This is a genomic window from Pseudoxanthomonas sp. Root65 (genome assembly GCF_001427635.1).
Classification (GTDB): Bacteria; Pseudomonadota; Gammaproteobacteria; order Xanthomonadales; family Xanthomonadaceae; genus Pseudoxanthomonas_A.
Map to the genome: position 1 here is coordinate 1,963,647 of NZ_LMHA01000001.1, position 19,457 is coordinate 1,983,103.

General features: G+C 67.9%; 25 protein-coding genes and 1 other RNA gene. 5 read left to right on the forward strand and 21 right to left on the reverse strand.

The window, feature by feature from the left end; genetic code table 11:
• Nucleotides 1-60 precede the first annotated feature (60 nt).
• The 3 genes from ASD77_RS08700 to thiE all read right to left on the reverse strand — a co-directional run bounded on the left by ASD77_RS08700 (nucleotide 61) and on the right by thiE (nucleotide 2,720).
• On the reverse strand, nucleotides 61-690 hold the full coding sequence (locus ASD77_RS08700; protein WP_055940014.1) for an HAD-IA family hydrolase: 630 nt from the start codon (nucleotides 688-690) through the stop codon (nucleotides 61-63).
• A complete protein-coding gene (gene hemL, locus ASD77_RS08705) occupies nucleotides 687-1,979 on the reverse strand; it encodes a glutamate-1-semialdehyde 2,1-aminomutase (RefSeq protein ID WP_055940015.1) in 1,293 nt (430 codons plus the stop codon). Before hemL ends, ASD77_RS08700 begins: the two co-directional genes overlap by 4 nt.
• A 102-nt stretch (nucleotides 1,980-2,081) precedes the next feature.
• Nucleotides 2,082-2,720 carry a thiamine phosphate synthase gene (gene thiE, locus ASD77_RS08710; protein WP_055940016.1) on the reverse strand — a complete coding sequence of 213 codons (639 nt, stop codon included), beginning with the start codon at nucleotides 2,718-2,720 and terminating at the stop codon, nucleotides 2,082-2,084.
• A gap of 35 nt (nucleotides 2,721-2,755) precedes the next feature.
• Here thiE and ASD77_RS08715 point away from each other — a divergent pair, with 35 nt between their 5' ends.
• Complete coding sequence (locus ASD77_RS08715) at nucleotides 2,756-2,977, forward strand: rubredoxin (RefSeq protein ID WP_200947369.1); 222 nt, start codon at nucleotides 2,756-2,758, stop codon at nucleotides 2,975-2,977.
• A 94-nt stretch (nucleotides 2,978-3,071) separates the two neighbouring features.
• Here the strand turns inward: ASD77_RS08715 and ASD77_RS08720 are convergent, their stop codons facing one another.
• From ASD77_RS08720 to ASD77_RS08730, 3 genes are all read right to left on the reverse strand, one after another.
• A complete protein-coding gene (locus ASD77_RS08720) occupies nucleotides 3,072-3,920 on the reverse strand; it encodes a SirB1 family protein (RefSeq protein ID WP_055940021.1) in 849 nt (282 codons plus the stop codon).
• A 38-nt stretch (nucleotides 3,921-3,958) separates the two neighbouring features.
• Complete coding sequence (locus ASD77_RS08725; RefSeq protein ID WP_055940023.1) at nucleotides 3,959-4,405, reverse strand: DUF192 domain-containing protein; 447 nt, start codon at nucleotides 4,403-4,405, stop codon at nucleotides 3,959-3,961.
• Between the two features lie 61 nt (nucleotides 4,406-4,466).
• A complete protein-coding gene (locus tag ASD77_RS08730; protein ID WP_055940025.1) occupies nucleotides 4,467-4,901 on the reverse strand; it encodes a hypothetical protein in 435 nt (144 codons plus the stop codon).
• 149 nt (nucleotides 4,902-5,050) lie between these two features.
• On the opposite strand from ASD77_RS08730, the gene ASD77_RS08735 reads away from it, so the two are divergent.
• Nucleotides 5,051-5,437 carry a transcriptional regulator gene (locus ASD77_RS08735; RefSeq protein WP_055940027.1) on the forward strand — a complete coding sequence of 129 codons (387 nt, stop codon included), beginning with the start codon at nucleotides 5,051-5,053 and terminating at the stop codon, nucleotides 5,435-5,437.
• An 18-nt stretch (nucleotides 5,438-5,455) separates the two neighbouring features.
• On the opposite strand, the gene ASD77_RS08740 is transcribed toward ASD77_RS08735, so the two are convergent.
• From ASD77_RS08740 to ASD77_RS08770, 8 genes are all read right to left on the reverse strand, one after another.
• Entirely contained in the window at nucleotides 5,456-6,121 is a 666-nt protein-coding gene (locus tag ASD77_RS08740; RefSeq protein WP_055940029.1) for an SH3 domain-containing protein, read from the reverse strand.
• Nucleotides 6,122-6,134: 13 nt separating this feature from the next.
• Nucleotides 6,135-6,785 carry a ribose-5-phosphate isomerase RpiA gene (gene rpiA, locus ASD77_RS08745; protein ID WP_055940031.1) on the reverse strand — a complete coding sequence of 217 codons (651 nt, stop codon included), beginning with the start codon at nucleotides 6,783-6,785 and terminating at the stop codon, nucleotides 6,135-6,137.
• Nucleotides 6,786-6,960: 175 nt separating this feature from the next.
• Complete coding sequence (locus tag ASD77_RS08750; protein WP_055940033.1) at nucleotides 6,961-7,428, reverse strand: EVE domain-containing protein; 468 nt, start codon at nucleotides 7,426-7,428, stop codon at nucleotides 6,961-6,963.
• Complete coding sequence (locus tag ASD77_RS08755) at nucleotides 7,425-8,024, reverse strand: 5-formyltetrahydrofolate cyclo-ligase (protein WP_055940035.1); 600 nt, start codon at nucleotides 8,022-8,024, stop codon at nucleotides 7,425-7,427. Before ASD77_RS08755 ends, ASD77_RS08750 begins: the two co-directional genes overlap by 4 nt.
• Before the next feature lie 205 nt (nucleotides 8,025-8,229).
• Nucleotides 8,230-8,416: non-coding RNA, 6S RNA (gene ssrS / locus ASD77_RS17735), on the reverse strand.
• 84 nt (nucleotides 8,417-8,500) lie between these two features.
• Complete coding sequence (locus tag ASD77_RS08760; protein ID WP_055940037.1) at nucleotides 8,501-8,797, reverse strand: cell division protein ZapA; 297 nt, start codon at nucleotides 8,795-8,797, stop codon at nucleotides 8,501-8,503.
• Nucleotides 8,794-9,015: a TIGR02449 family protein gene (locus tag ASD77_RS08765; protein WP_055940039.1), complete on the reverse strand. Its 222-nt coding sequence runs from the start codon at nucleotides 9,013-9,015 to the stop codon at nucleotides 8,794-8,796. The genes ASD77_RS08760 and ASD77_RS08765 overlap by 4 nt, the downstream gene beginning before the upstream one ends.
• A 115-nt stretch (nucleotides 9,016-9,130) precedes the next feature.
• A complete protein-coding gene (locus ASD77_RS08770; protein WP_055940040.1) occupies nucleotides 9,131-11,389 on the reverse strand; it encodes a GGDEF and EAL domain-containing protein in 2,259 nt (752 codons plus the stop codon).
• Between the two features lie 136 nt (nucleotides 11,390-11,525).
• Between ASD77_RS08770 and ASD77_RS08775 the strand changes: the two genes are divergently transcribed.
• A complete protein-coding gene (locus ASD77_RS08775) occupies nucleotides 11,526-12,068 on the forward strand; it encodes a UPF0149 family protein (RefSeq protein WP_055940042.1) in 543 nt (180 codons plus the stop codon).
• Nucleotides 12,068-13,390 (forward strand): aminopeptidase P N-terminal domain-containing protein, encoded by a 1,323-nt coding sequence (locus ASD77_RS08780; RefSeq protein WP_055940045.1) that lies wholly within the window; start codon nucleotides 12,068-12,070, stop codon nucleotides 13,388-13,390. Before ASD77_RS08775 ends, ASD77_RS08780 begins: the two co-directional genes overlap by 1 nt.
• 370 nt (nucleotides 13,391-13,760) lie before the next feature.
• Here the strand turns inward: ASD77_RS08780 and arsJ are convergent, their stop codons facing one another.
• Genes arsJ through ASD77_RS08805 form a run of 5 tightly spaced genes read right to left on the reverse strand, consistent with a single transcriptional unit; the run spans nucleotide 13,761 to nucleotide 17,984 of the window.
• On the reverse strand, nucleotides 13,761-14,996 hold the full coding sequence (arsJ, locus tag ASD77_RS08785; protein ID WP_055940046.1) for an organoarsenical effux MFS transporter ArsJ: 1,236 nt from the start codon (nucleotides 14,994-14,996) through the stop codon (nucleotides 13,761-13,763).
• Between the two features lie 5 nt (nucleotides 14,997-15,001).
• On the reverse strand, nucleotides 15,002-16,006 hold the full coding sequence (locus tag ASD77_RS08790) for an ArsJ-associated glyceraldehyde-3-phosphate dehydrogenase (protein ID WP_055940049.1): 1,005 nt from the start codon (nucleotides 16,004-16,006) through the stop codon (nucleotides 15,002-15,004).
• A 50-nt stretch (nucleotides 16,007-16,056) separates the two neighbouring features.
• Nucleotides 16,057-16,551, reverse strand: coding sequence for an arsenate reductase ArsC (locus ASD77_RS08795; protein ID WP_055940051.1), 495 nt, complete (start codon nucleotides 16,549-16,551; stop codon nucleotides 16,057-16,059).
• Nucleotides 16,552-16,572: 21 nt separating this feature from the next.
• A complete protein-coding gene (gene arsB / locus ASD77_RS08800) occupies nucleotides 16,573-17,598 on the reverse strand; it encodes an ACR3 family arsenite efflux transporter (protein ID WP_055941204.1) in 1,026 nt (341 codons plus the stop codon).
• A 47-nt stretch (nucleotides 17,599-17,645) separates the two neighbouring features.
• Nucleotides 17,646-17,984, reverse strand: a complete 339-nt coding sequence (locus ASD77_RS08805) for a metalloregulator ArsR/SmtB family transcription factor (protein WP_055940054.1) — start codon at nucleotides 17,982-17,984, stop codon at nucleotides 17,646-17,648.
• Nucleotides 17,985-18,025: 41 nt separating this feature from the next.
• On the opposite strand from ASD77_RS08805, the gene arsH reads away from it, so the two are divergent.
• Nucleotides 18,026-18,742, forward strand: a complete 717-nt coding sequence (gene arsH / locus ASD77_RS08810; protein WP_055940055.1) for an arsenical resistance protein ArsH — start codon at nucleotides 18,026-18,028, stop codon at nucleotides 18,740-18,742.
• 73 nt (nucleotides 18,743-18,815) lie between these two features.
• Here the strand turns inward: arsH and ASD77_RS08815 are convergent, their stop codons facing one another.
• Both ASD77_RS08815 and ASD77_RS08820 read right to left on the reverse strand, forming a co-directional pair.
• Nucleotides 18,816-19,199 carry a YciI family protein gene (locus tag ASD77_RS08815; RefSeq protein WP_055940057.1) on the reverse strand — a complete coding sequence of 128 codons (384 nt, stop codon included), beginning with the start codon at nucleotides 19,197-19,199 and terminating at the stop codon, nucleotides 18,816-18,818.
• A 42-nt stretch (nucleotides 19,200-19,241) separates the two neighbouring features.
• Nucleotides 19,242-19,457, reverse strand: a complete 216-nt coding sequence (locus tag ASD77_RS08820) for a hypothetical protein (protein WP_055940059.1) — start codon at nucleotides 19,455-19,457, stop codon at nucleotides 19,242-19,244.

Below are 19,457 nucleotides of genomic sequence, written 5' to 3' on the forward strand. Positions count from 1 at the left end.
CTCCGGTGAGTGGCCACCAGTGTCCCGTCGCCGCATCAATCAAGCGTCAAACGTTACGGTTCACCAGCCGGTCTGCGGCCCGAACACGTACCGCTTCAGCGCCTTGCCCAGGCTGCGCCCGTCGGTGACGGTCTCCGCATGCAGACCCGCCTCGCGTGCGCCCTGTACGTTGGTGAACAGGTCATCGACGAACAGCGTGCTGGCCGCGTCCCAGCCGAGCAGGTCGAGCGCATGCGCGAACGTGGACGGTGCCGGCTTGCGCCGCTGCATGCCGCCGCTGGTCAGCACGCGGCCTTCGATGCGGGCCGCCAGCGGCGCGACGATGCGCGGAATGGCCTGCGCCATCAGCGCGCCGTTGTTGGTCAGCACGCCCATCGTCACGTCCGCGTGCAGTGCGGCGATGCGCGCCAGTACGTCGTCGAGCGCCGTGCTGGCGGCTATCCGCGAGGCGATCCAGGCGTCTTCGTCGATTGTCGCGCCGAGACCCTCGCCCAGCCGTCGCAGGTAGGTCGCGGTGTCGATGGCACCGCTGTCGTACTCGGCTTCCAGGCCGGAGACGAACAGCGTCGTGCGCACCTGCTCGTGTTCGCAGCCGGCATGCGCCGCGAGGTGCGCGATGCGCACCTCGTGCCGGTAGTGCGCCAGGACGCCGTCGAAATCGAACAGCACCTGGTGGATGCGGGGCTTCATCCCGCGGCGACGACCTGGAAGGCTTCGCGCGCGGCGGCCAGCGTCGCCTCGATCACCTCCGGCGTATGCGCGCTGGACATGAAGCCGGCCTCGAACGCCGACGGCGCCAGGTACACGCCGCGCTCCAGCATGGCGTGGAAGAAGCGGTTGAACGCGGCGGTGTCGCAGGCCACGGCCTGTGCGTAGGTGTCGACCTGCTGGTCGGTGAAGAACAGGCCGAACATCGCGCCGACGCGCGTGGTGGTCAGCGGCACGCCTGCCTCGCGCGCGGCGGCTTCCATGCCTTCGCACAGCGTCGCCGTCGCGGCGGCGAGACCGTCGTGGAAGCCCGGCGCCTGGATCAGCTCCAGCATCGCCAAGCCTGCGGCCATCGCCACCGGATTGCCGCTCAGCGTGCCAGCCTGGTAGATCGGGCCGGCCGGCGCGATCTGCTGCATCAGGTCGCGGCGGCCGCCGTACGCGCCCACCGGCATGCCGCCGCCGATGATCTTGCCGAAGGTGGTGAGGTCGGGCGTGATGCCGTAATGCGCCTGCGCGCCGCCGAGGGCGACGCGGAAGCCGGTCATCACTTCGTCAAAGATCAGCAGCGCGCCATGCTGCGTGCACAGCGCACGCAGGTGCTGCAGATAGCCTTCGCGCGGCGGCAGGCAGTTGGCGTTGCCGACGACGGGTTCGATGATCAGGCAGGCAATCTCGCCGCCGTACTGCTCGAACATCGCGGTGGCGCCGTCGAAATCGTTGTAGCTCAGCGTCAGCGTGAGCTCGCTCAGGCCCGCTGGCACGCCGGGCGACGTCGGCACGCCCAGCGTCAGCATGCCGCTGCCGGCCTTCACCAGGAAGGAGTCGCCGTGGCCGTGGTAGCAACCCTCGAACTTGACGATGCGGTTGCGGCCGGTCGCGCCGCGCGCCAGCCGGATCGCCGACAGCGTGGCTTCGGTGCCGGAGTTGACCATGCGCACCATCTCGCACGACGGCACCAGCCGCGTGAGGGTGTCCGCCATGGTCACTTCGGCTGGGCACGGCGCGCCGTACGACAGGCCGTTCTGGATCGCCGCCTGTACCGCGTCGCGCACCGTCGGATGGTTGTGGCCGACGATCATCGGGCCCCACGAGCCCACGTAGTCGATGTAGCGGTTGCCATCCACGTCATGCAGGTACGCGCCATCGGCGCGCTGCACGAAGAACGGTTCGCCCCCGACCGACTTGAACGCGCGCACCGGCGAATTGACGCCGCCGGGCAGCAGCTGCTGGGCGCGGGCGAAGAGGGCGTGGGACTGGTCGTGGTTCATGGGAGGGTCCAGAAGAAGGGAAATCGTCCTGTGGGAGCGACGTAAGTCGCGATGAACCACCATCGGCCCATCATCGCGACTTACGTCGCTCCCACAGGAGTATCAGGCTCGGTCAAATCCTGCTCGGTAGGCCTGCGCAGCGGCCATCGGATCGGCCGCCTCGAACACGCCGCCGATCACGGCGACCAGGTCGGCGCCGGCAGTGACCAGCGGGCCCATATTGTCCGGCGTTATGCCGCCTATCGCCACCCGCGGAACGTCCAGGGTCGCGGCATTGGTCAGCAGGGCGGGCGTGGCGCGGCGCGTGGTGAGCTTGCTGGTGGTGGGGAAGAAGGCGCCGAAGGCGACGTAGCTGGCGCCTGCGGCCACCGCGCGTTCGGCCAGCATCGCGTCGTCGTAGCACGAGGCGCCGACGATGGCATGCGGGCCCAGGCGGCGGCGTGCGGCGGCGAGGTCGCCGTCGTCTTCGCCCAGATGGACGCCGGCGGCGCCGACGGCCTCGGCCAGTTCGAGATCGTCGTTGATGATCAGTGGCACGTCCGCCTGCGCGCACAGCCGCTGCAGTGCCGTGGCCTGGGCATGGCGGAGGCCGGCGTCCGCGTTTTTCTGCCGGTACTGCAGCCAGGTCGCCTGCGGCAGCACCGCCGCCACGCGGGCCAGCAGGCGCGCGGTGTCGGGTTCTTCCGGGGTGATCAGGTACAGCCCGCGGGCAGGGCGGACGGACGGCGGCAGCGAGGTCATCGGCGAACTTCCGGTGCGTGGGCGGCGATGGGACAATGGCCGCTCCTTCCAGCCGGCATTATCCGATGACCGACGCCACCACCACCATCTTCCGCACCTGGATGTGCGTGGTCTGCGGTTTCATCTACGACGAGGCCGAGGGGCTGCCCGAAGAAGGCATCGCCCCCGGCACGCGCTGGGACGACATCCCGGCCGACTGGACCTGCCCCGATTGCGGCGTGGGCAAGGACGATTTCGAGATGGTGGAGCTGGACTGAGCGGTCGTTGTGGGAGCGACGTAAGTCGCGATGACGCGCCGCGGAGGATCATCGCGACTTACGTCGCTCCCACATCCGTCTCCAGCGGCGCGCATCAATGCATCCGCGACGTACGGACCGCGCTGAGCTCCACCAGTTGCTCCCGCATCGCCGGCGCATCGTTCGCTTCCGGCACCAGGTGCAGGTAACGGGCCAGGTCGCGTTGCGCGCCGGCCTTGTAGTCCATCTTCAGGTAGGCCAGGCCGCGGTCGCGCAGCGCTTCGGGCTGGTCGGGGGTCAGCTTCAGCACGCGATCAGCACTGCGCGCGGCACGATCCCATTCCTCGCGCTCGGCGTAGACGCCGTGCAGGTTGCGCAGGGTGCGTACCAGAATGGCGCGGGGCGAGGCGGGGTTGAGGATATGCAGCAGCGCGTTGTCGTCGGGCACATCGCCGCCCAGGTGAGGCTTGGCGCGTTCGCGCAGTTCGTCCACGCCCAGCGGCCGGCCACCGTTGAACGGGTCCATGACCAGCAGGCCGTCGTCGACCGGCAGGCGGACCAGGAAATGGCCGGGGAAGGACACGCCATCCAGCGGTACGCCAAGCCGGCGCGCGACTTCGATCTGCACCATCGCCAGCGACACCGGATTGCCGAGCCGGCGCTCGAACACCTGGTTCAGATAGCTGTTGCGCGGGTCGTAGTACTCGTCGTGGTTGCCGGTGTAGCCCAGCTCGTCGAACAGATGCCGGTTGATCGCCGCCATTTTCAGCGGCCACGGTTCGATGGTGTCGATCTCGTGGCGCAGGTGCCCGGCATGGCTCTGGACCAGCGTGTCGTACAGGTCGGCGTCGAGATCGGGGTATTCATCGCGCGCGATCAGCAGCGCGGTCTCCAGCAGCGGCACGGTGTCATCCGCCAGGCCGGCCAACGCATTCCATTCCGGCAATGTCAGTCGATCCCCCATGGCCACAGACTGCGGCCATTCGCCGCCACAATCAAGCCTCAGCGGACGGGCGGAATGCCCTTTCCGAAACCCAGTTCAGCACCGTCCTGCAGCTTCAGGCGCTCGGCTTCGCCGGCATTGAGCTCCAGCACGTAGCGGGCCGGCTGGGCGCTGGGGTAGGTCGGGCAGCTGTCGCCGCCGGAGCAGGGCGGCACGTTGCGCTGCTGGCTCACCAGTTTGCGTGCGCTGTCGAAGTACAGGATGTCGAGCGGGATGCGCGTGTTCTTCATCCAGTAGGCCAGCGGTTCTTCGGCGTCGTGGATGAACAGCATGCCGGTGCCGGCCGCCAGCTCATCGCGGAACATCAGCCCGCGCGCGCGCTCGGTATCGTCGTCCGCGATCTCCACCGTGAAGCGCTCGCCACCGACTTCGACCCAGGGGCCCCCATTGGCGCAGGCGCTGAGGAGGAGGGCGAAAGCGACGACGAACACCTGGCAAAGACGCATGTCGAAATCCGACGGCAGGAAGAGGTCCCTAGTGTAGCGCCAGCGTCGCAGGCGGCCGCCGTCAGCGCAGCGGCAACCGCGCCGCCACGCGTTCGGCCACCTGCGGGTTATCGCGGTAGTACGCGGCGTTGTCGGCCAGTGCCTGCCAGCGCTGTTGGTCCTCCACGTGGTGGCGCAGCTGGCGGACGACGCCCGTCAGCAACCGCCGATGGCTGGCTCCTTCCGCGCGCTGGGCGAGGTGCAGCAGGTCGAGCAGCAGCAGGATGCCGTCGTGGTTGCGTTCGGCTTGGCGTCGGGCGGCCAGGAACAGACGGTCGAGGCCTGCGGGCGGCAGGCGCGCGAGGCCGGGGTCGGCGAGGCTGTGGCCGGGGTCTGCCTGCAGCAGGTGCAGCGCATCGTCGAGCGATGGCGGCGGTGCCTCGCGCGGCAGCAGCGGGAGGCCGTCCGCGTCGTCGGGCGGGAGCAGGTCTTGGGTGTCACGATCCTTCGAGGTCATCGGCGTCTTCCTGTGTCCGTGGGTGGCCTTGCATCGTGCGAAGGTCCAGCTGTGCGCACGGTGCGGGGCCACTCTATGAACTCAAAAAGTGCGCGTCAATTAACTTGGATAGTGAATATGTGTGATTTCACGCCGCTAACGTTGCCGACATGGGCAACGAGCGCGAAAAATTCTCGCAACGGCTGGCGAATGCCATGCAGCAGGCGGGCTACGACGTGCGTCCGAAGGTGCTGTTCAATCTGTTCAACAGCCACTATCGCGGCCGTTCGGTCACATTCCAGACGACCTCGCGCTGGTTGTCCGGCAAGGCGATCCCCGCGCAGGACAAACTGCAGGTGATCGCGGACCTGCTGGGCGTGGAACCGCAGGCGTTGCGCTTCGGGACCTCCGCGCGGTCGCGCGTGGCAGAGACGCGTGCCGCATGGCCTGCCGGCGTCGGCAGCCGCGAACGCCACGTCATCGACGCGTATCTGCAGCTGCCTGCGAAGAAGCGCGAGCTGGTCGGCGATCTGGTCAAGGCGCTGTCGGATGGCTGACCTCGCCCGCGGCCGTGCTCAGTCGCCGGCGACGAAGTACTGGATGCGCCAGCGCCCGTCACCCTCGCTCACGAGTGAGAGCCGGTAGTCGAGCGGGCTCCGCAGCAGCGTGCCGGCGACATAACCCTGCTGGCCCGATGCCAGGCGTACATGCACCCAGCCGGGCGTGGACGCGCCGGTGGCGTCATCGAGGGCCGTCAGCACTACGTGGCTGACCCGCGTGACGACCGGCGCCTGCGGACCGGGTTGCGCCCTCACCGCGACATCGCGGCCCAGCACGACTTGTGCGTCGAACACGTCGATGTCGGCGGGATAAGGCAGGCAGAACACGTAGGGCGCGCAGTAGATGTCCTTGCCTTCTTCGCTCCGGGCGACACCCGGTAGCGCAAGCAGGGCGTCCAGCACGCGCCACAGCGCGCGCGTGGCGGCGGCATCGGTGGCCCAGACGGCGTCGAAACCCTGCGGTCCGCTGTCGCCGCCGAAACTCAGCGTGGTGTCCTCGCGCACGTGCGCGCGCAGCGCCTGAAGGTCGCGCGCCGCCACGATCCGTTGCAGCTCGTCGCGCATCGCTTCGGCGGCCGGCGGCAGTGCCTCCGCCGGTGGCGCGAGAACGGGATCGTTCCCCGCCGCGGCGCTGCCGGCCGCCATCAGCAGGGCGAACAGCAGGGCACGTGCAGCGGGCATCGGGTGCATCGTGTCAGCTGAGGACGCGCGGCGGCTCGCCGCCGACGATCACGATGTCCGCCGGACGGCGGGCGAACAGGCCCACCGCGACCACGCCCGGAATCTGGTTGATCTCGCGCTCCATCGCCACCGGATCGGTGATCGACAGGTTGTGGATATCCAGCACCACGTTGCCGTTGTCGGTGGTCACGCCGTCGCGCCACACCGGCTGGCCGCCGGTCAGAGCGAGGATTTCGCGCGCCACCAGGCTGCGCGCCATCGGAATCACTTCCACCGGCAGCGGGAACCTGCCCAGCACGGGCACCTGCTTGCTCGGGTCGATGATGCAGACGAACTGCTTGCTGGCTTCGGCGATGATCTTCTCGCGCGTCAGCGCCGCGCCACCACCCTTGATGAGCCGCTTGTGCGGATCGCACTCGTCGGCGCCGTCCACATATAGCGACAGCGTGCCGGTGTGGTTGAGGTCGAGCACCTCGATGCCGTGCTGCTTCAGGCGCGCCGTGCTCTGTTCGGAACTGGACACCGCGCCCTTGATGCGGTCCTTGATCGCGCCCAGTGCATCGATGAAATACGCCACGGTGGAACCGGTGCCGACGCCGACGATCATGCCGTCCTCGACGAACTCGATGGCCTTCTCGCCGGCCAGGCGCTTTGCTTCGCTCATGGATTGAACACTCGTGTAAAGGAGGAGGGGCGGTGTGGGAGCGACGTCAGTCGCGACCGGGAAGATGGAACATCGGGAATCCGGTGCGGCAGGGAGGAGGCATTCACCGTGCTGCGGCTTTCCTGTCCTCCACGGCACACGGTCGCGACTGGCGTCGCGCCTACGGGGGGTGCGGTTATTCCAGCGCCAGCAGGTACTTCCATTGCGCGGCGGTGACCGGCAGCACGGACAGGCGGCTGCCGCGCTGGATCAGCGCGAAGCCGTCGCCCAGGTCGTCGGCGTGCTGCTTGATCTCGTCCAGCGTGATGGTGCGCGTGAGCTTGCGCTCGAACTTCACGTCCACCAGCGACCAGCGCGGGTCTTCGCGCGTGCTCTTGGGGTCGTAGTAGTCGGACTTCGGATTGAACTGGGTCTCGTCCGGGTACGCCGTGGCGGCCACGGTCGCGGTGCCGACGATGCCCGGCTCCTTGCAGTTGGAGTGGTAGAACAGCACGCCGTCGCCTACCTGCATGGCGCGCATGAAGTTGCGCGCCTGGTAGTTGCGCACGCCGTTCCACGGCTCCGTGCCGACCTTCTTCAGGTCGTCGATGGAGAAGGCGTCCGGTTCGGACTTCATCAGCCAGTAGTGCTTGCGTGCCGTCATGGCGGGGCGTCCTGCAGGGAAGGGGAAAGCAGTGTGGCGCGCTCGGTGCAGACCGCGTCCAGCGGCACGTCCCAAGGCTGCGCGTCGAGGGCGTCGACGCGCTGCGCCTCGAAGCCCACGCCCACCAGCCATGGCGGCGCGGGGCGCTGCAGGCGTGGCGCCAGCGTGCGGTCGTACCAGCCGCCGCCCATGCCGAGACGGTGCCCGGCAAGGTCGAAGCCGACCAGCGGCACCACGATCATGGCCATATCGGCGGCGGAAAGGCCCGAACGCGGGTCCACGTCCGGCTCCGGGATGCCGTAGCGGTTGGTCACCAGCGCATCGCCCGGTCGCCACGGCACGAAGCGCAGCGTGGTGTCGTCCGAGAGCACGGGTAGACAGTAGACCAGCGGCGGCGGCAGCCGCAGCTGCCAGCTGTGCAGGCCGATCTCGCCATCCATCGCCCAGTAGCCGGCCACGTAGCCGCGGGTGGGGAAGAACGGCAGCGCCAGCAGGCGTGCGGCCAGTGCATCGGCGCCGGCGATCCGTTCGGCGGCGGGCAGTGCCCGACGACGGGCACGCAATTCGCGTCGCAGCGCATCGCGCTCGACGGTCATGGCGAAGAAGGGGAAGGAACAGGCATGCGCGAATTTTACGGCATGCGCACCGGCGTTGCCGGTGGGACCGCGGGAGCGGCGTCAGTCACGGCCCTGTGCGTCGGATCCCTTGTGCAATCGGCTTCGTTTCGAAGTCATCCCGCTCAAGGGCGGGTGCGACAGGACCGGCCGGGTCGCGGCTGATGCCGCTGCCGCGGGAAAAAATACGTCCTCCGCCATGCACGATGTTCGCGAAACGACCTTGAACCCGGGGTTCAAGTGGGAAGGTTGGGCAACCATCGGGCTTTCCGCTGCGAGGCAGACTTGCACTCCCGGTAACCGTCACCCTCCCGTGGTCGTAATTAAGGGACAAGGCGAATGTTTGCGCTCACTGTCGAGTACAGCAGAGGACGCGAAGCCAGTATAGCGAGTGGGGATTTTTTGCCTAGCCCGTTCGTCGGCGGATTCAGTGCGCAGTCGGCGACGTGCGCACGGCGTTACGGTGTGCCGAGCACGCTGTCCAGTTTGCGGTGCAGGTCCTGCAGCGTGCGTTCCACGTCGCGGTTGCGCGCGTGCTGCTCATCGCGCAGCTGCTGCAATTCGTGTGCCAGATTGAGCGCGGCCAGCACGGCGATGCGGTCCACCGCCGCCATACGGTTGCTGCCGCGCACTTCGCGCATGCGGCTGTCCAGCAGTTTGGCCGCCGCCATCAGGCTGGAGCGCTCATCGGGCGCGACGCCGACGGTGTATTCGCGGTCCAGCAGGTGGACGCTGACCGGCTCGTTGGCGCTCACGTGTGCTGCTCCAGGGATTTCAGGCGGCTGATCATCGCTTCCACCCGCGAACGCGCCTGTTCGTTCTTGGCCAGCAGCTGCGAACGCTCGCCGATCAGGTGTTCCTGCTGCTGGCGCAGGCTGCGGTTTTCGTCGGCCAGCCGCTGGCAGCGGTCCGCCACCTCCTGGATGCGCGTGCTGAGCGCGCGGAGCTGATCGAGGAGTTCGACGGTATCCATGACGGGCACGATAGGCATGCGGTCGGTGGGCGGTCAAGCGGCCGGGGCTGCGGGAGCGACGTCAGTCGCGATACCGGGCCCCCGATCGCGACTGACGCCGCTCCCACAAGGCAGTTCAGGACGCGACGCGGATCCCCGAGCCGGGGTAGTAATCGCGGATGAAGCGCAGGCACTGGTCGGCGCCCAGCGCCTGCGAGACCCAGTGGCCCTGCACCTCGTCGCAGCCGTGGTTGCGCAGGAACTCGTACTGGTCCCAGGTTTCCACGCCTTCGGCCACCACTTTCAGCGCCAGCGACTGGCCCATGGTGATGATGGTGCTGGTGATCGCTTCGTCGTCGGTGTCGTGGGTCAGGTCGCTGATGAACTCGCGGTCGATCTTCAGCGTGGTCAGCGGCAGCCGCTTCAGGTAGGCCAGCGACGAATAGCCGGTGCCGAAGTCGTCGATCGCCAGCGAGATGCCCAGCCGGCGACAGGCGCGCAGGGTGTCGGCGTTCTGCTCGGGGCTGGCCATCACCACGCTCTCGGTCAGCTCCAGCTCCAGCCGGTTGGCCGGCACGCCGGTTTCCTCCAGCGCACGCGCCACCACCGTCTGCAGGTCGCCGCGCTGCAGCTGGGTGGCGGACACGTTCACCGCCACGCTGAGCTCTTCCAGGCCGGCGTCGTGCCACTCGCGCAGGGTCAGGCAGGCGTTGCGCAGCGCCCAGGCGCCGAGTTCGAGGATCATTCCCGACTCTTCGGCCAGCGGGATGAACTGCGCAGGCGAGACCATGCCGAATTCCTTGCTGTCCCAGCGCAGCAGCGCCTCCACGCCGGTGATCCGCTGGCGCGAGATCGACAGGCGCGGCTGGAACACCAGCGACAGCTCGTTGCGGTCGATCGCGCGGCGCAGCGCGCTGGCGAGGATGGCGCGATGGCGGTTCTTCTCGTCCATCGACTCCGAATACACCTGGTAGGTGTGCCGTCCCATCGCCTTGGCCTGGTACATGGCGGTGTCGGCGTGCTTGAGCAGCTCGGTCGGCACCTGGGCATGCTCGGGATACAGGCTGATGCCGATAGACGGCGACACCGCCAGCTCCAGCCGCTCGCCGAAGTTCAGCGGCGTGCGGAAGGCGTGGATGATGCGCTGGGCCACGTCCTCGGCATCGGGCATGCCGTTGATGTCCTCGAGCACCACGGTGAACTCGTCGCCGCTCAGGCGCGCCACCGTGTGCTGCGTGCCCACGGTCTGCTGCACGCGCGCGGCCGCCGAGCGCAGGATGCGGTCGCCGGTGGCGTGGCCGAGCGAATCGTTGATGTCCTTGAAGCGGTCCAGGTCGATGAACAGCACCGCGACATGCCCGTGCTCGCGGCGTGCCCGCACGATCGCGCGCGACAGGCGCTCGGACAGCAGCGAGCGGTTGGGCAGGCTGGTCAGGGTGTCGTAGTTGGCCAGGTAGCGCAGTTCCTGTTCGGCGCGCTTCTGCTCGGTGATGTCGGTGAGCACCTGCACGTACAGCGGACGCTCGCCGCTGGCATCGGGCACCACGTTGGTCTCGATCCGGCAGAGGATTTCCTCGCCGTCCTTGCGCACCTTCCAGATCTCGCCCGACCAGCGCCCGGTCAGGCGCAGCTCGCGGTGCATGCGCTCGAAGAACGAATCCTCGTGCTGGTCGCTGTCCAGCATGGTCATCGGCTGGCCGATGACTTCCTCTTCCGCATACCCGGTGATGCGGGTGAAGGCCGGGTTGATGGTGATGAACTGGTGCGCCCAGTCCAGCACGGCCACCGCCTCGTTCATGCTGCGCATCACTTCGCCGGCGATGCGGTGCTCGTACTCGGCGTTGCGGCTGGCGGTGATGTCGCGGGCGGTGCCGGCGATGCGGATCGGCTGGCCTTCACCGTCGCGCTCGACCACGCGGCCGCGGGCACGCACCCACACCCAGGTGCCGTTGCCCTGCATGTCCATGCGGTGTTCTGACATGAAGAGCGGCGTCTTGCCCTGCAGGTGCTGGCGCAGGCGTTCCTGCACCAGCGGCAGGTCTTCGTCGTGGATGGTGGGCACTTCGCCCTGGCGCGTGAGCACGGTGATGTCGGCGGTCTGCACGGCGGTTTCGTCCGCGCGCATGCGGTAGAGCCGGCGCTGCACCAGGTCGTAGTCCCAGAACTGCTCGCCCGAGGCCCACAGCGCCAGCTTCAGGCGCTCGTCGCGGTTGCGCAGGGTTTCGCTGCGCAGCGGCTCCTGCGGCGCCTGCCGGCTCGCCAGCCAGGCCTGCCACCAGCGGCGCGTGCCGATCACGATCACGCCCACCAGTACCACGCCCGCCAGTCCCATGGCCAGCCGGGACGACAGCGGGGACGCCGTTGCCAGAATTGCAGCGACAGGAAGGGCGTGCATGGAGGGGGACGATCGTCCGCGGTGTAGGCAATACGCGAGTTTAGGCATGCGCAGACACGCACAACAAGGAGGGCGGCGGGTTTTCGTTGGTACACTTGCACGGGTGTCCGAAACCCTTGGCGGATTGCGTTCTCTTATGCCCGACCTTCCCGAAATCGCCGATGTCGCGGCCGCGTCCCGCCAGCTTGGCCTGGCCATGGACGCATCGGAACTGCATGGCGCGCTGTGCGGCTGGCTGGCCGGCGGCGGCACCGCCGACGACACCTGGCTGGCGCGCGCGCTGGCCGACGACCAGCTGCCGGCACCGGCATCCGGGAGTGCGCTGGACCAGTTGCGCCAGTGCGCCGTCGCCCAACTGGAAGACCGCAGCTTCGCCTTCGATCTGCTGCTGCCTGCCGCGGACCGCCCGCTGGATGAGCGCGCGGAAGCGCTGTTCGCATGGTGCCAGGGATTCCTGGGTGCGTTCGGACTGGCCGCGGGCGCCTCGCCGCCGCTGTCGGAGGAAGGTCAGGAGGCGTTGCAGGATCTCGCACGCCTGGCCCAGGCCTCGCCCGAGAGCAGCGATGACGAGGAAGACGAGGACGCGCTGGCCGAACTGGAAGAATTCGTCCGCGTCGCCGTCCTGCTGCTGCATGGCGACTGCGTGCTCGGGCCCCGGCATCGCCGGAGCCTGAACTGATGAAGGCGGTCGCCGGCATCGGCGCGGCGGAGTTCGCGCGCCGCCGCAGGCAGCTGATGCGCCTGGCCGGCAACGACGCCATCCTGGTGCTGCCCGCCGCCGCCGAGCGCGTGCGCAGCCACGACACCCATTACCCGTACCGGCAGGATTCGGACTTCTGGTACCTCAGCGGCTTTCCCGAACCGGAGGCGGTGCTGGTACTAGTGCCGGGCCGCAAGCATGGCGAGACGATCCTGTTCTGCCGCGAGCGCGATCCCGAGCGCGAAGGCTGGGACGGTCCGCGCGCCGGCCAGGACGGTGCCGTCAACGACTACGGCATGGACGATGCCTACCCGATCGACGACCTGGACGAGATCCTGCCCGGCCTGCTGGAAGGCCGCTCACGCGTCTACTACCACTTCGGCCGCGATGCCGACTTCGACCTCAAGCTGATCGGCTGGGTGCGCCACGTGCGTGCGCACATCAAGCAGGGCGCGCAGCCGCCGCACGAGTTCCTCGAACTCGGCCACCTGCTGCACGACCTGCGGCTGTTCAAGTCGAAGGACGAGATCAAGCTGATGCAGCGCGCCGCCGACATCAGCGTGGACGCGCACCGCGCGGCGATGCGCGCAGCGCGTCCCGGCATCCGCGAGTACGAACTGCAGGCCGACCTGGAGCGCGTGTTCCGCGCCAACGACGCCTGGCCGGCCTACAACAGCATCGTCGGCGCCGGCCGCAACGCCTGCGTACTGCATTACCGCGCCAACACCGCGCAGGCGCGCGACGGCGAGCTGGTGCTGATCGACGCCGGCGCCGAGTACCGCGGCTATGCCGCCGACATCACCCGCACGTTCCCGGTCAACGGCCGCTTCACGCCTGCGCAGCGCGCGCTGCACGACCTGGTCGGCGAGGCGCAGAAAGCCGCACTGGCCTGCGCCCGCGTCGGCGTGCCGTACGAGGCCGGTCACGTGGCGGCGGTCGAAACGCTGACCGAGGGTCTGCTCAAGCTCGGCCTGCTGAAGGGCAAGCTGGAAAAGAACCTGGCCGAAGGCAGCTACCGCCGCTTCTACCGCCACAAGACCGGCCACTGGCTGGGCCTGGACGTGCACGACGTGGGCGACTACCGCATCGACGGCCAGTCGCGGCTGCTGGAAGCCGGCATGGTCTTCACCATCGAGCCCGGCCTGTACGTCGGCCACGACGACGTGACGGTCGACGCCAAGTGGCGCGGCATCGGCATCCGCACCGAGGACGACGTGCTGGTCACTGCCGGCAAGCCGGTGGTGCTGACCGACGCGCTGGCGCGCAGCGCCGACGAGATCGAAGCGGCAATGGCGGGGTGAGAGGGACGCGCCGCGCGAGGCCATTTTCCTCGCCGCCAAGCCTCCGAGCCTCGACGCCGCACCACACAGGTTCGACGCCAAGGCAAAAAGCCCTGCGCCCGGAGCGGAAAAGGTCGACCGCAAGGCAAAAAGCCTCGCCGTCTCACGCGAATCGTCGCCGAGCCGAAGCTTTTTGCCTCGTCGTCTCACCTTCGAGCTTCGCGGGCGAGGTTCAAAGCCATGGCGGCGAAGCAAACTGCCTTGCGGTCGAGGAAAAAAGCCTCGTCATCTCACCTCAATGCCTTGCGCCCGCCCCATCGTGGGGCGGTTTCTCACACAAAAGGCGTGAGAGGCCTGCGTGCCCAGACGCCGGCGTGCCGGTCGCGGCAGGCTACGTCGCTCCATCGGGGTGGCCCGGCGCGCGCGAGGCCGCGGGCAGCGCCAGGGACACGACTGCCGCCAGCAGGATCAGCGACGCGGAGATCGCCAGGCACGCCGTGAGGCCCCACGTCTGGAAGACCCAGCCCGACAGCACGGTGCCCAGCAGGCGGCCCATCGCGTTGGCCATGTAGTAGAACCCGACGTCGAGCGACACGCCGTCCTCGTTGGCGTAGCTGACGATCAGGTAGCTGTGCAGGGCGGAGTTGAGCGCGAACAGCACGCCGAACACCGTCAGCCCGATCACCAGCACCCCGCTGGGCGAGGTGCCGTAGGCAAGCAGCGCCGCCATCACGGCGGGAACCGCGGCCAGGACGAACGCCCACCCGGTCGCCGCACGACCGTCGGGTACCTTGCCCACCTTCCGGCCGGTCAGGTAGGGCGCGAACGACTGCACCACGCCGTAGCCGATGATCCACGCGGCGAGGAAGCCGCCGACCTGCCAGAAATCCCATCCGAGCGTGGCGGCCAGGAATACCGGCAGCGCGACCACGAACCAGACATCGCGCGCACCGAACAGGCACATGCGCGCCGCCGACAGCAGGTTGATGGCGCGGCTCTTGGAAAAGATGTCGCGGAATTTCGGCTTGGCCTTCGCCTTGCCCAGGTCGCGCTTCAGCAGCACCAGACTGAGCATCCATACCAGCAGCAGCGCGCCGGCCATCACGGCCACCGCGGTCGCAAAGCCGAGCGTGGTCAACAGCGCGCCGCCGAGGAAGAAGCCGATGCCCTTCAGCGCGTTCTTCGATCCCGTCAGCGCCGCCACCCACCGGTACAGCGTGCCCTGTTGCTCGCCCGGCACCAGCAGCTTGATGCTGCTCTTGGCGCTCATCTTGTTGAGGTCCTTGGCGACGCCGGACAGCGCCTGCGCCGCCATCACCCACGGCACCGTCAGCCACACCGCCGGCACCAGCAGCATGGACAGCGCGATGACCTGCATGGCCAGCCCGATGTTCATGGTCCGGTTGAGCCCGATCCGGGCGCCCAGCCAGCCGCCGACCAGGTTGGTGATGACGCCGAAGACTTCGTAGAACAGGAACAGCATCGCGATCTGCAGCGGGCTGTAGCCCAGCTGGTGGAAGTGCAGCACCACCAGCATGCGCAGCGCGCCATCGGTCAGGGTGAAGGCCCAGTAGTTGCCGGTGATCAGCAGGTACTGGCGGACATCGGCCGACAGGCGCGCGAGCATCGGGGTCAGCCCGCCTTGCCGACCAGCTGCACGAGTTCGGCGGTACGGTTCACGTAGCCCCACTCGTTGTCGTACCAGGCGTACAGCTTCACCTGCGTGCCGTTGATCACCATGGTGGACAGCGCATCGATGATGCTGGAGCGCGGGTCGGTGCGGTAGTCGATGGACACCAGCGGACGTGCCTCGTAGCCGAGGATGCCGGCCAGTTCGCCCTCGGCCGCGCGCTGCAGCAGCGCGTTCACTTCCTCCACCGTGGTCGCACGTTCCACTTCGAACACGCAGTCGGTCAGCGACGCATTGGTCAGCGGCACGCGCACGGCGTGACCGTTCAAGCGACCCTTCAACTCGGGAAAGATCTCGGCAATGGCGGTGGCCGAGCCGGTCGAGGTCGGGATCAGGCTGCTGCCGCACGCGCGTGCCCGGCGCAGGTCCTTGTGCGGCGCGTCCACGATCACCTGCGTATTGGTCAGGCTGTGGAGGGTGGTGAGGCTGCCGTGGCGGATGCCGATGCCTTCGTGGATCACCTTGACCACCGGCGCGAAGCAGTTGGTCGTGCACGAGGCGGCGGAGACGATGCGATGCTGCGCCGGATCGAAGCGGTGATGGTTCACGCCGACCACCACATCGAGCACGCCGGGCGACTTCACCGGCGCCGTCACGACGACGCGTTTCACGCCCTGGTCCAGATAAGGCTGCAGCACGTCCGGCTTGCGGAACTTGCCGGATGACTCGATGACCACGTCGCAGCCGGACCAGTCGGTGGCCGCGATCTCCGTGTTCCGTGTCACCGGGATGCGTTTGCCCTCGATCACCAGTGCGTCGCCGTCGGCGTGGATGTCGCGGTCCCAGCGGCCGTGGATCGAATCGAATGCCAGCAGGTGCGCCAGCGTGGCGGCGTCGCCTGCGGGGTCGTTGATCTGGACGAACTGGAGGTCGGGATGTTCCCAGGCCGCACGCAGGGTGAGGCGGCCCATGCGGCCGAAGCCGTTGATGCCAACGCGGAGGGTCATGAAGGAGGCTTTCGTTCAGTGGGGAAGAGGAAGAGGGAAGTGGATCCGGATCACGACGCCGTGCCGATCTCGCGGACCCGGGTTTCCAGTGCCAGGCGGTCCAGCGCCTCCGGTTGCAGCGCCATCAGCAACGACAGGCGATGCTGGAGCAACTGGAGCGCCTTGCCGAAGGCCTTGTGCACCTGCTCCTGCGAGCCGGCCACGGAGGCGGGATCTTCGATGCCCCAGTGCGCGGTCACCGGATGGCCGGGCCAGAGCGGACACGCCTCACCGGCGGCCTTGTCGCAGACGGTGATGATCAGGTCCATCGGCGGCGCATCCGGCGTGGCGAATTCGTCCCAGGGCTTGCTGCGCAAGCCGTCCGTCGCGATGCCCGCTTCGTCCAGCACCTGCAATGCCATCGGGTGTACGCGCCCGCGCGGATGGCTGCCCGCGCTGTAGGCGCGGAAGCGGCTCTTGGCCACTTGGTTGGCCAGGGCTTCGGCCAGGATGCTGCGGGCGGAATTTCCCGTGCACAGGAACAGCAGGTTGTAGGGGCGGTCCATGGGATGTCCTGAAGGGTGGGATTAGGCGCGGCGTTCGTACCAGGGCTTCGACGCGTTGACGATGCGCACGACGGACAACATCACCGGCACTTCCACCAGCACACCGACGACGGTGGCCAGTGCCGCACCCGAGTGCACGCCGAAGACGCCTATCGCGGTAGCGACCGCGAGCTCGAAGAAGTTGCTGGCGCCGATCAGCGCCGAGGGGCCGGCCACGCAGTGCGCGACGCCGAGCTTGCGATTGAGCCAGTACGACACGCCTGCGTTGAGATACACCTGGATCAGGATCGGCACCGCCAGCAGGGCGATGATCAGCGGCTGGTCGACGATCTGTCGGCCCTGGAATCCGAACAGCAGCACCAGTGTCACCAGCAGCGCGCCCAGCGACACCGGCCCCAGCCGTTTCAGCAGCGCCTGCAGCGACGCGTCGCCGCCGGTGCGCAGCACCCAGCGCCGCACCAGCAGCGCCACGATCACCGGCACCACGATGTACAGCCCCACCGAGATCAGCAGCGTCGACCAGGGCACCGTGATGGAGGAGATGCCCAGCAACAGCCCCACGATCGGTGCGAACGCCACCACCATGATCGCGTCGTTCAACGCCACCTGGCTCAAGGTGAAGCGCGGCTCGCCGTCGCAGAGGTGGCTCCACACGAACACCATCGCCGTGCACGGCGCCGCCGCCAGCAGGATCAGGCCGGCGACGTAGGAATCGATCTGCGCGGCCGGCAGATGGTCGGCAAAGACATGGCGGATGAAGATCCACGCCAGCAGCGCCATCGAGAACGGTTTGATGGCCCAGTTCACGAACACCGTGACGCCGATGCCCTTCCAGTGCTGCCGGACCTCGCCCATCGCGGCGAAGTCGATCTTCAGCAGCATCGGGATGATCATCAGCCAGATCAGCAGGGCGACCGGCAGATTGACCTTGGCGACTTCGAGCGCGCCCAGCGTTTCGAAGGCCGCCGGAACGAGGTAGCCCAGGCCGGTGCCGACCCCGATGCAGAGCACGACCCACAGCGTCAGGTGGCGCTCGAACGCGCCCATCCGTTGCGACAGGGGCACGGCCCTGGACGACGCGGCGGGCGATGCCGTCATCCGCGCGTCTTCCTGGCCTTGCTCGCGGCGGGCAAGCAGGCCTTGTCGGCCTTGCCGCCACAGCAATTGTGGGTCAGGAATTCGATCAGCTCGTTCATTTGCCCGAAGTCCGCCCGGTAACAGATGTAGCGGCCACGCTGTTCCCCTTCGATGAGACCGGCATTGCTCAGTTCCTTCAGATGGAACGACAGCGTGGCGCCGGGAAGCGACAGCGCTTCGGCGATCTCCCCGACCATCCGGCCCTCGGGCCCTGCCTCGACCAGCAGGCGGAAGACGGAGAGGCGGGTGGTCTGACCCAGGGCGGCCAGGGCGGCGGTTGCGGTCTTTATTTCCATTAAACTAGAATATTGGAATAAACGAAGCGTAGCAATCTTCCATGACAGAAATGCGACTGCCTCATGTGGTGTCGGCGGCCCTCGACGTGCCGGGCGGCGACAGGCTCGGCCTGGCCGGTCCCGGTCATCCGCCGCGCATCCTGATCCTCTACGGCTCGCTGCGGCCGCAGTCCTTCAGCCGCAAGCTGGCGCTGGAAGCCGAGCGCCTGCTGCAGCACTTCGGGGCGGAGACGCGGGTGTTCGATCCCCACGACCTGCCGCTGCTGGACAGCGTGGGCAAGGACCATCCCAAGGTGCAGGAACTGCGCGCGCTTTCCGAATGGTCCGAAGGCCAGGTGTGGGTCAGCCCGGAGCGCCATGGCACGCTCACCGCCGTGTTCAAGAACCAGATCGACTGGCTGCCGCTGGAAGACGGCGGCATGCGTCCCACGCAGGGCCGCACCCTGGCGGTCATGCAGGTCTGCGGCGGCTCCCAGTCATTCAACGTGGTCAACGCCCTGCGTGTGCTGGGCCGCTGGATGCGGATGGTGACGATCCCCAACCAGTCTTCCGTACCAAAGGCCTGGCAGGAGTTCGACGACGAAGGACGGATGAAGCCTTCTTCCTACTACGATCGTGTGGTCGACGTGATGGAAGAGCTGGTGAAGTTCACCCTCATGGTGCGCGGCCACAGCGCCTACCTGACCAGCCGCTACAGCGAGCGGAAGGGCGACCTGGCCGCACGGGAACTGGCGTCCGCATCCGCGGCCGTCGAATGACGCAGCGGTCGTCCCGGGCTCATCCATCGCCGGACATCCCGCGCAACCGCGGCAACGCGCGTCAGTGCTCGCCCTAGCGCCAGGCTGCCGGCGTTTCGTTGGTCACGTCCTGCGCGCGGGCGGGCGCGGCTTCCAGCGGCCGGATTTCCAGGCTCAGCCCGTACGCGAGGCAGGGGTTCTGCGCCGCGATCCGCGCGGCGTCGTCCAGCGACTCCGCGACGATGAACCAGTAGCCACCCACCAGCTCCTTCGCCTCGGCAAACGGACCGTCGGTGATCCCGTTGCGTGAGACCTGTTTGCCGCGATTCTCCAGCCGGCTGCCAGGCTTGAGCACGCCCTCGGCCACGCCCCGCTCGTACCACGTATAGAAACGGTCGATAGCGTCCTGCACGTCTTCTTTCGAAGCGGTCTCGTCCCACTGGCCACGGGAAATGAGGAGGTAGTCGGAAGTCGTCATCAACGTATCTCGCAAATGGATGGCGGGAGGTGGCGGCGTGCGTCAGCGGGTGCGGTCGTGGCGCCATTCCCAGATCAGCCCGGTGATCAGGCCAGTCACACCAATACCCATGCCGAGGATGGTGGCGATGTTCGATTCATTGCCGAGGGTATACACCCCGAAGCCGAGCCCGACGCCGGCGATCAGGCAGACCCAGAAGCGCCAGGACAGGAACAGGTCCAGGAGGTCGAGCAGATCGAGAGCATCGAAGAGCGCCAT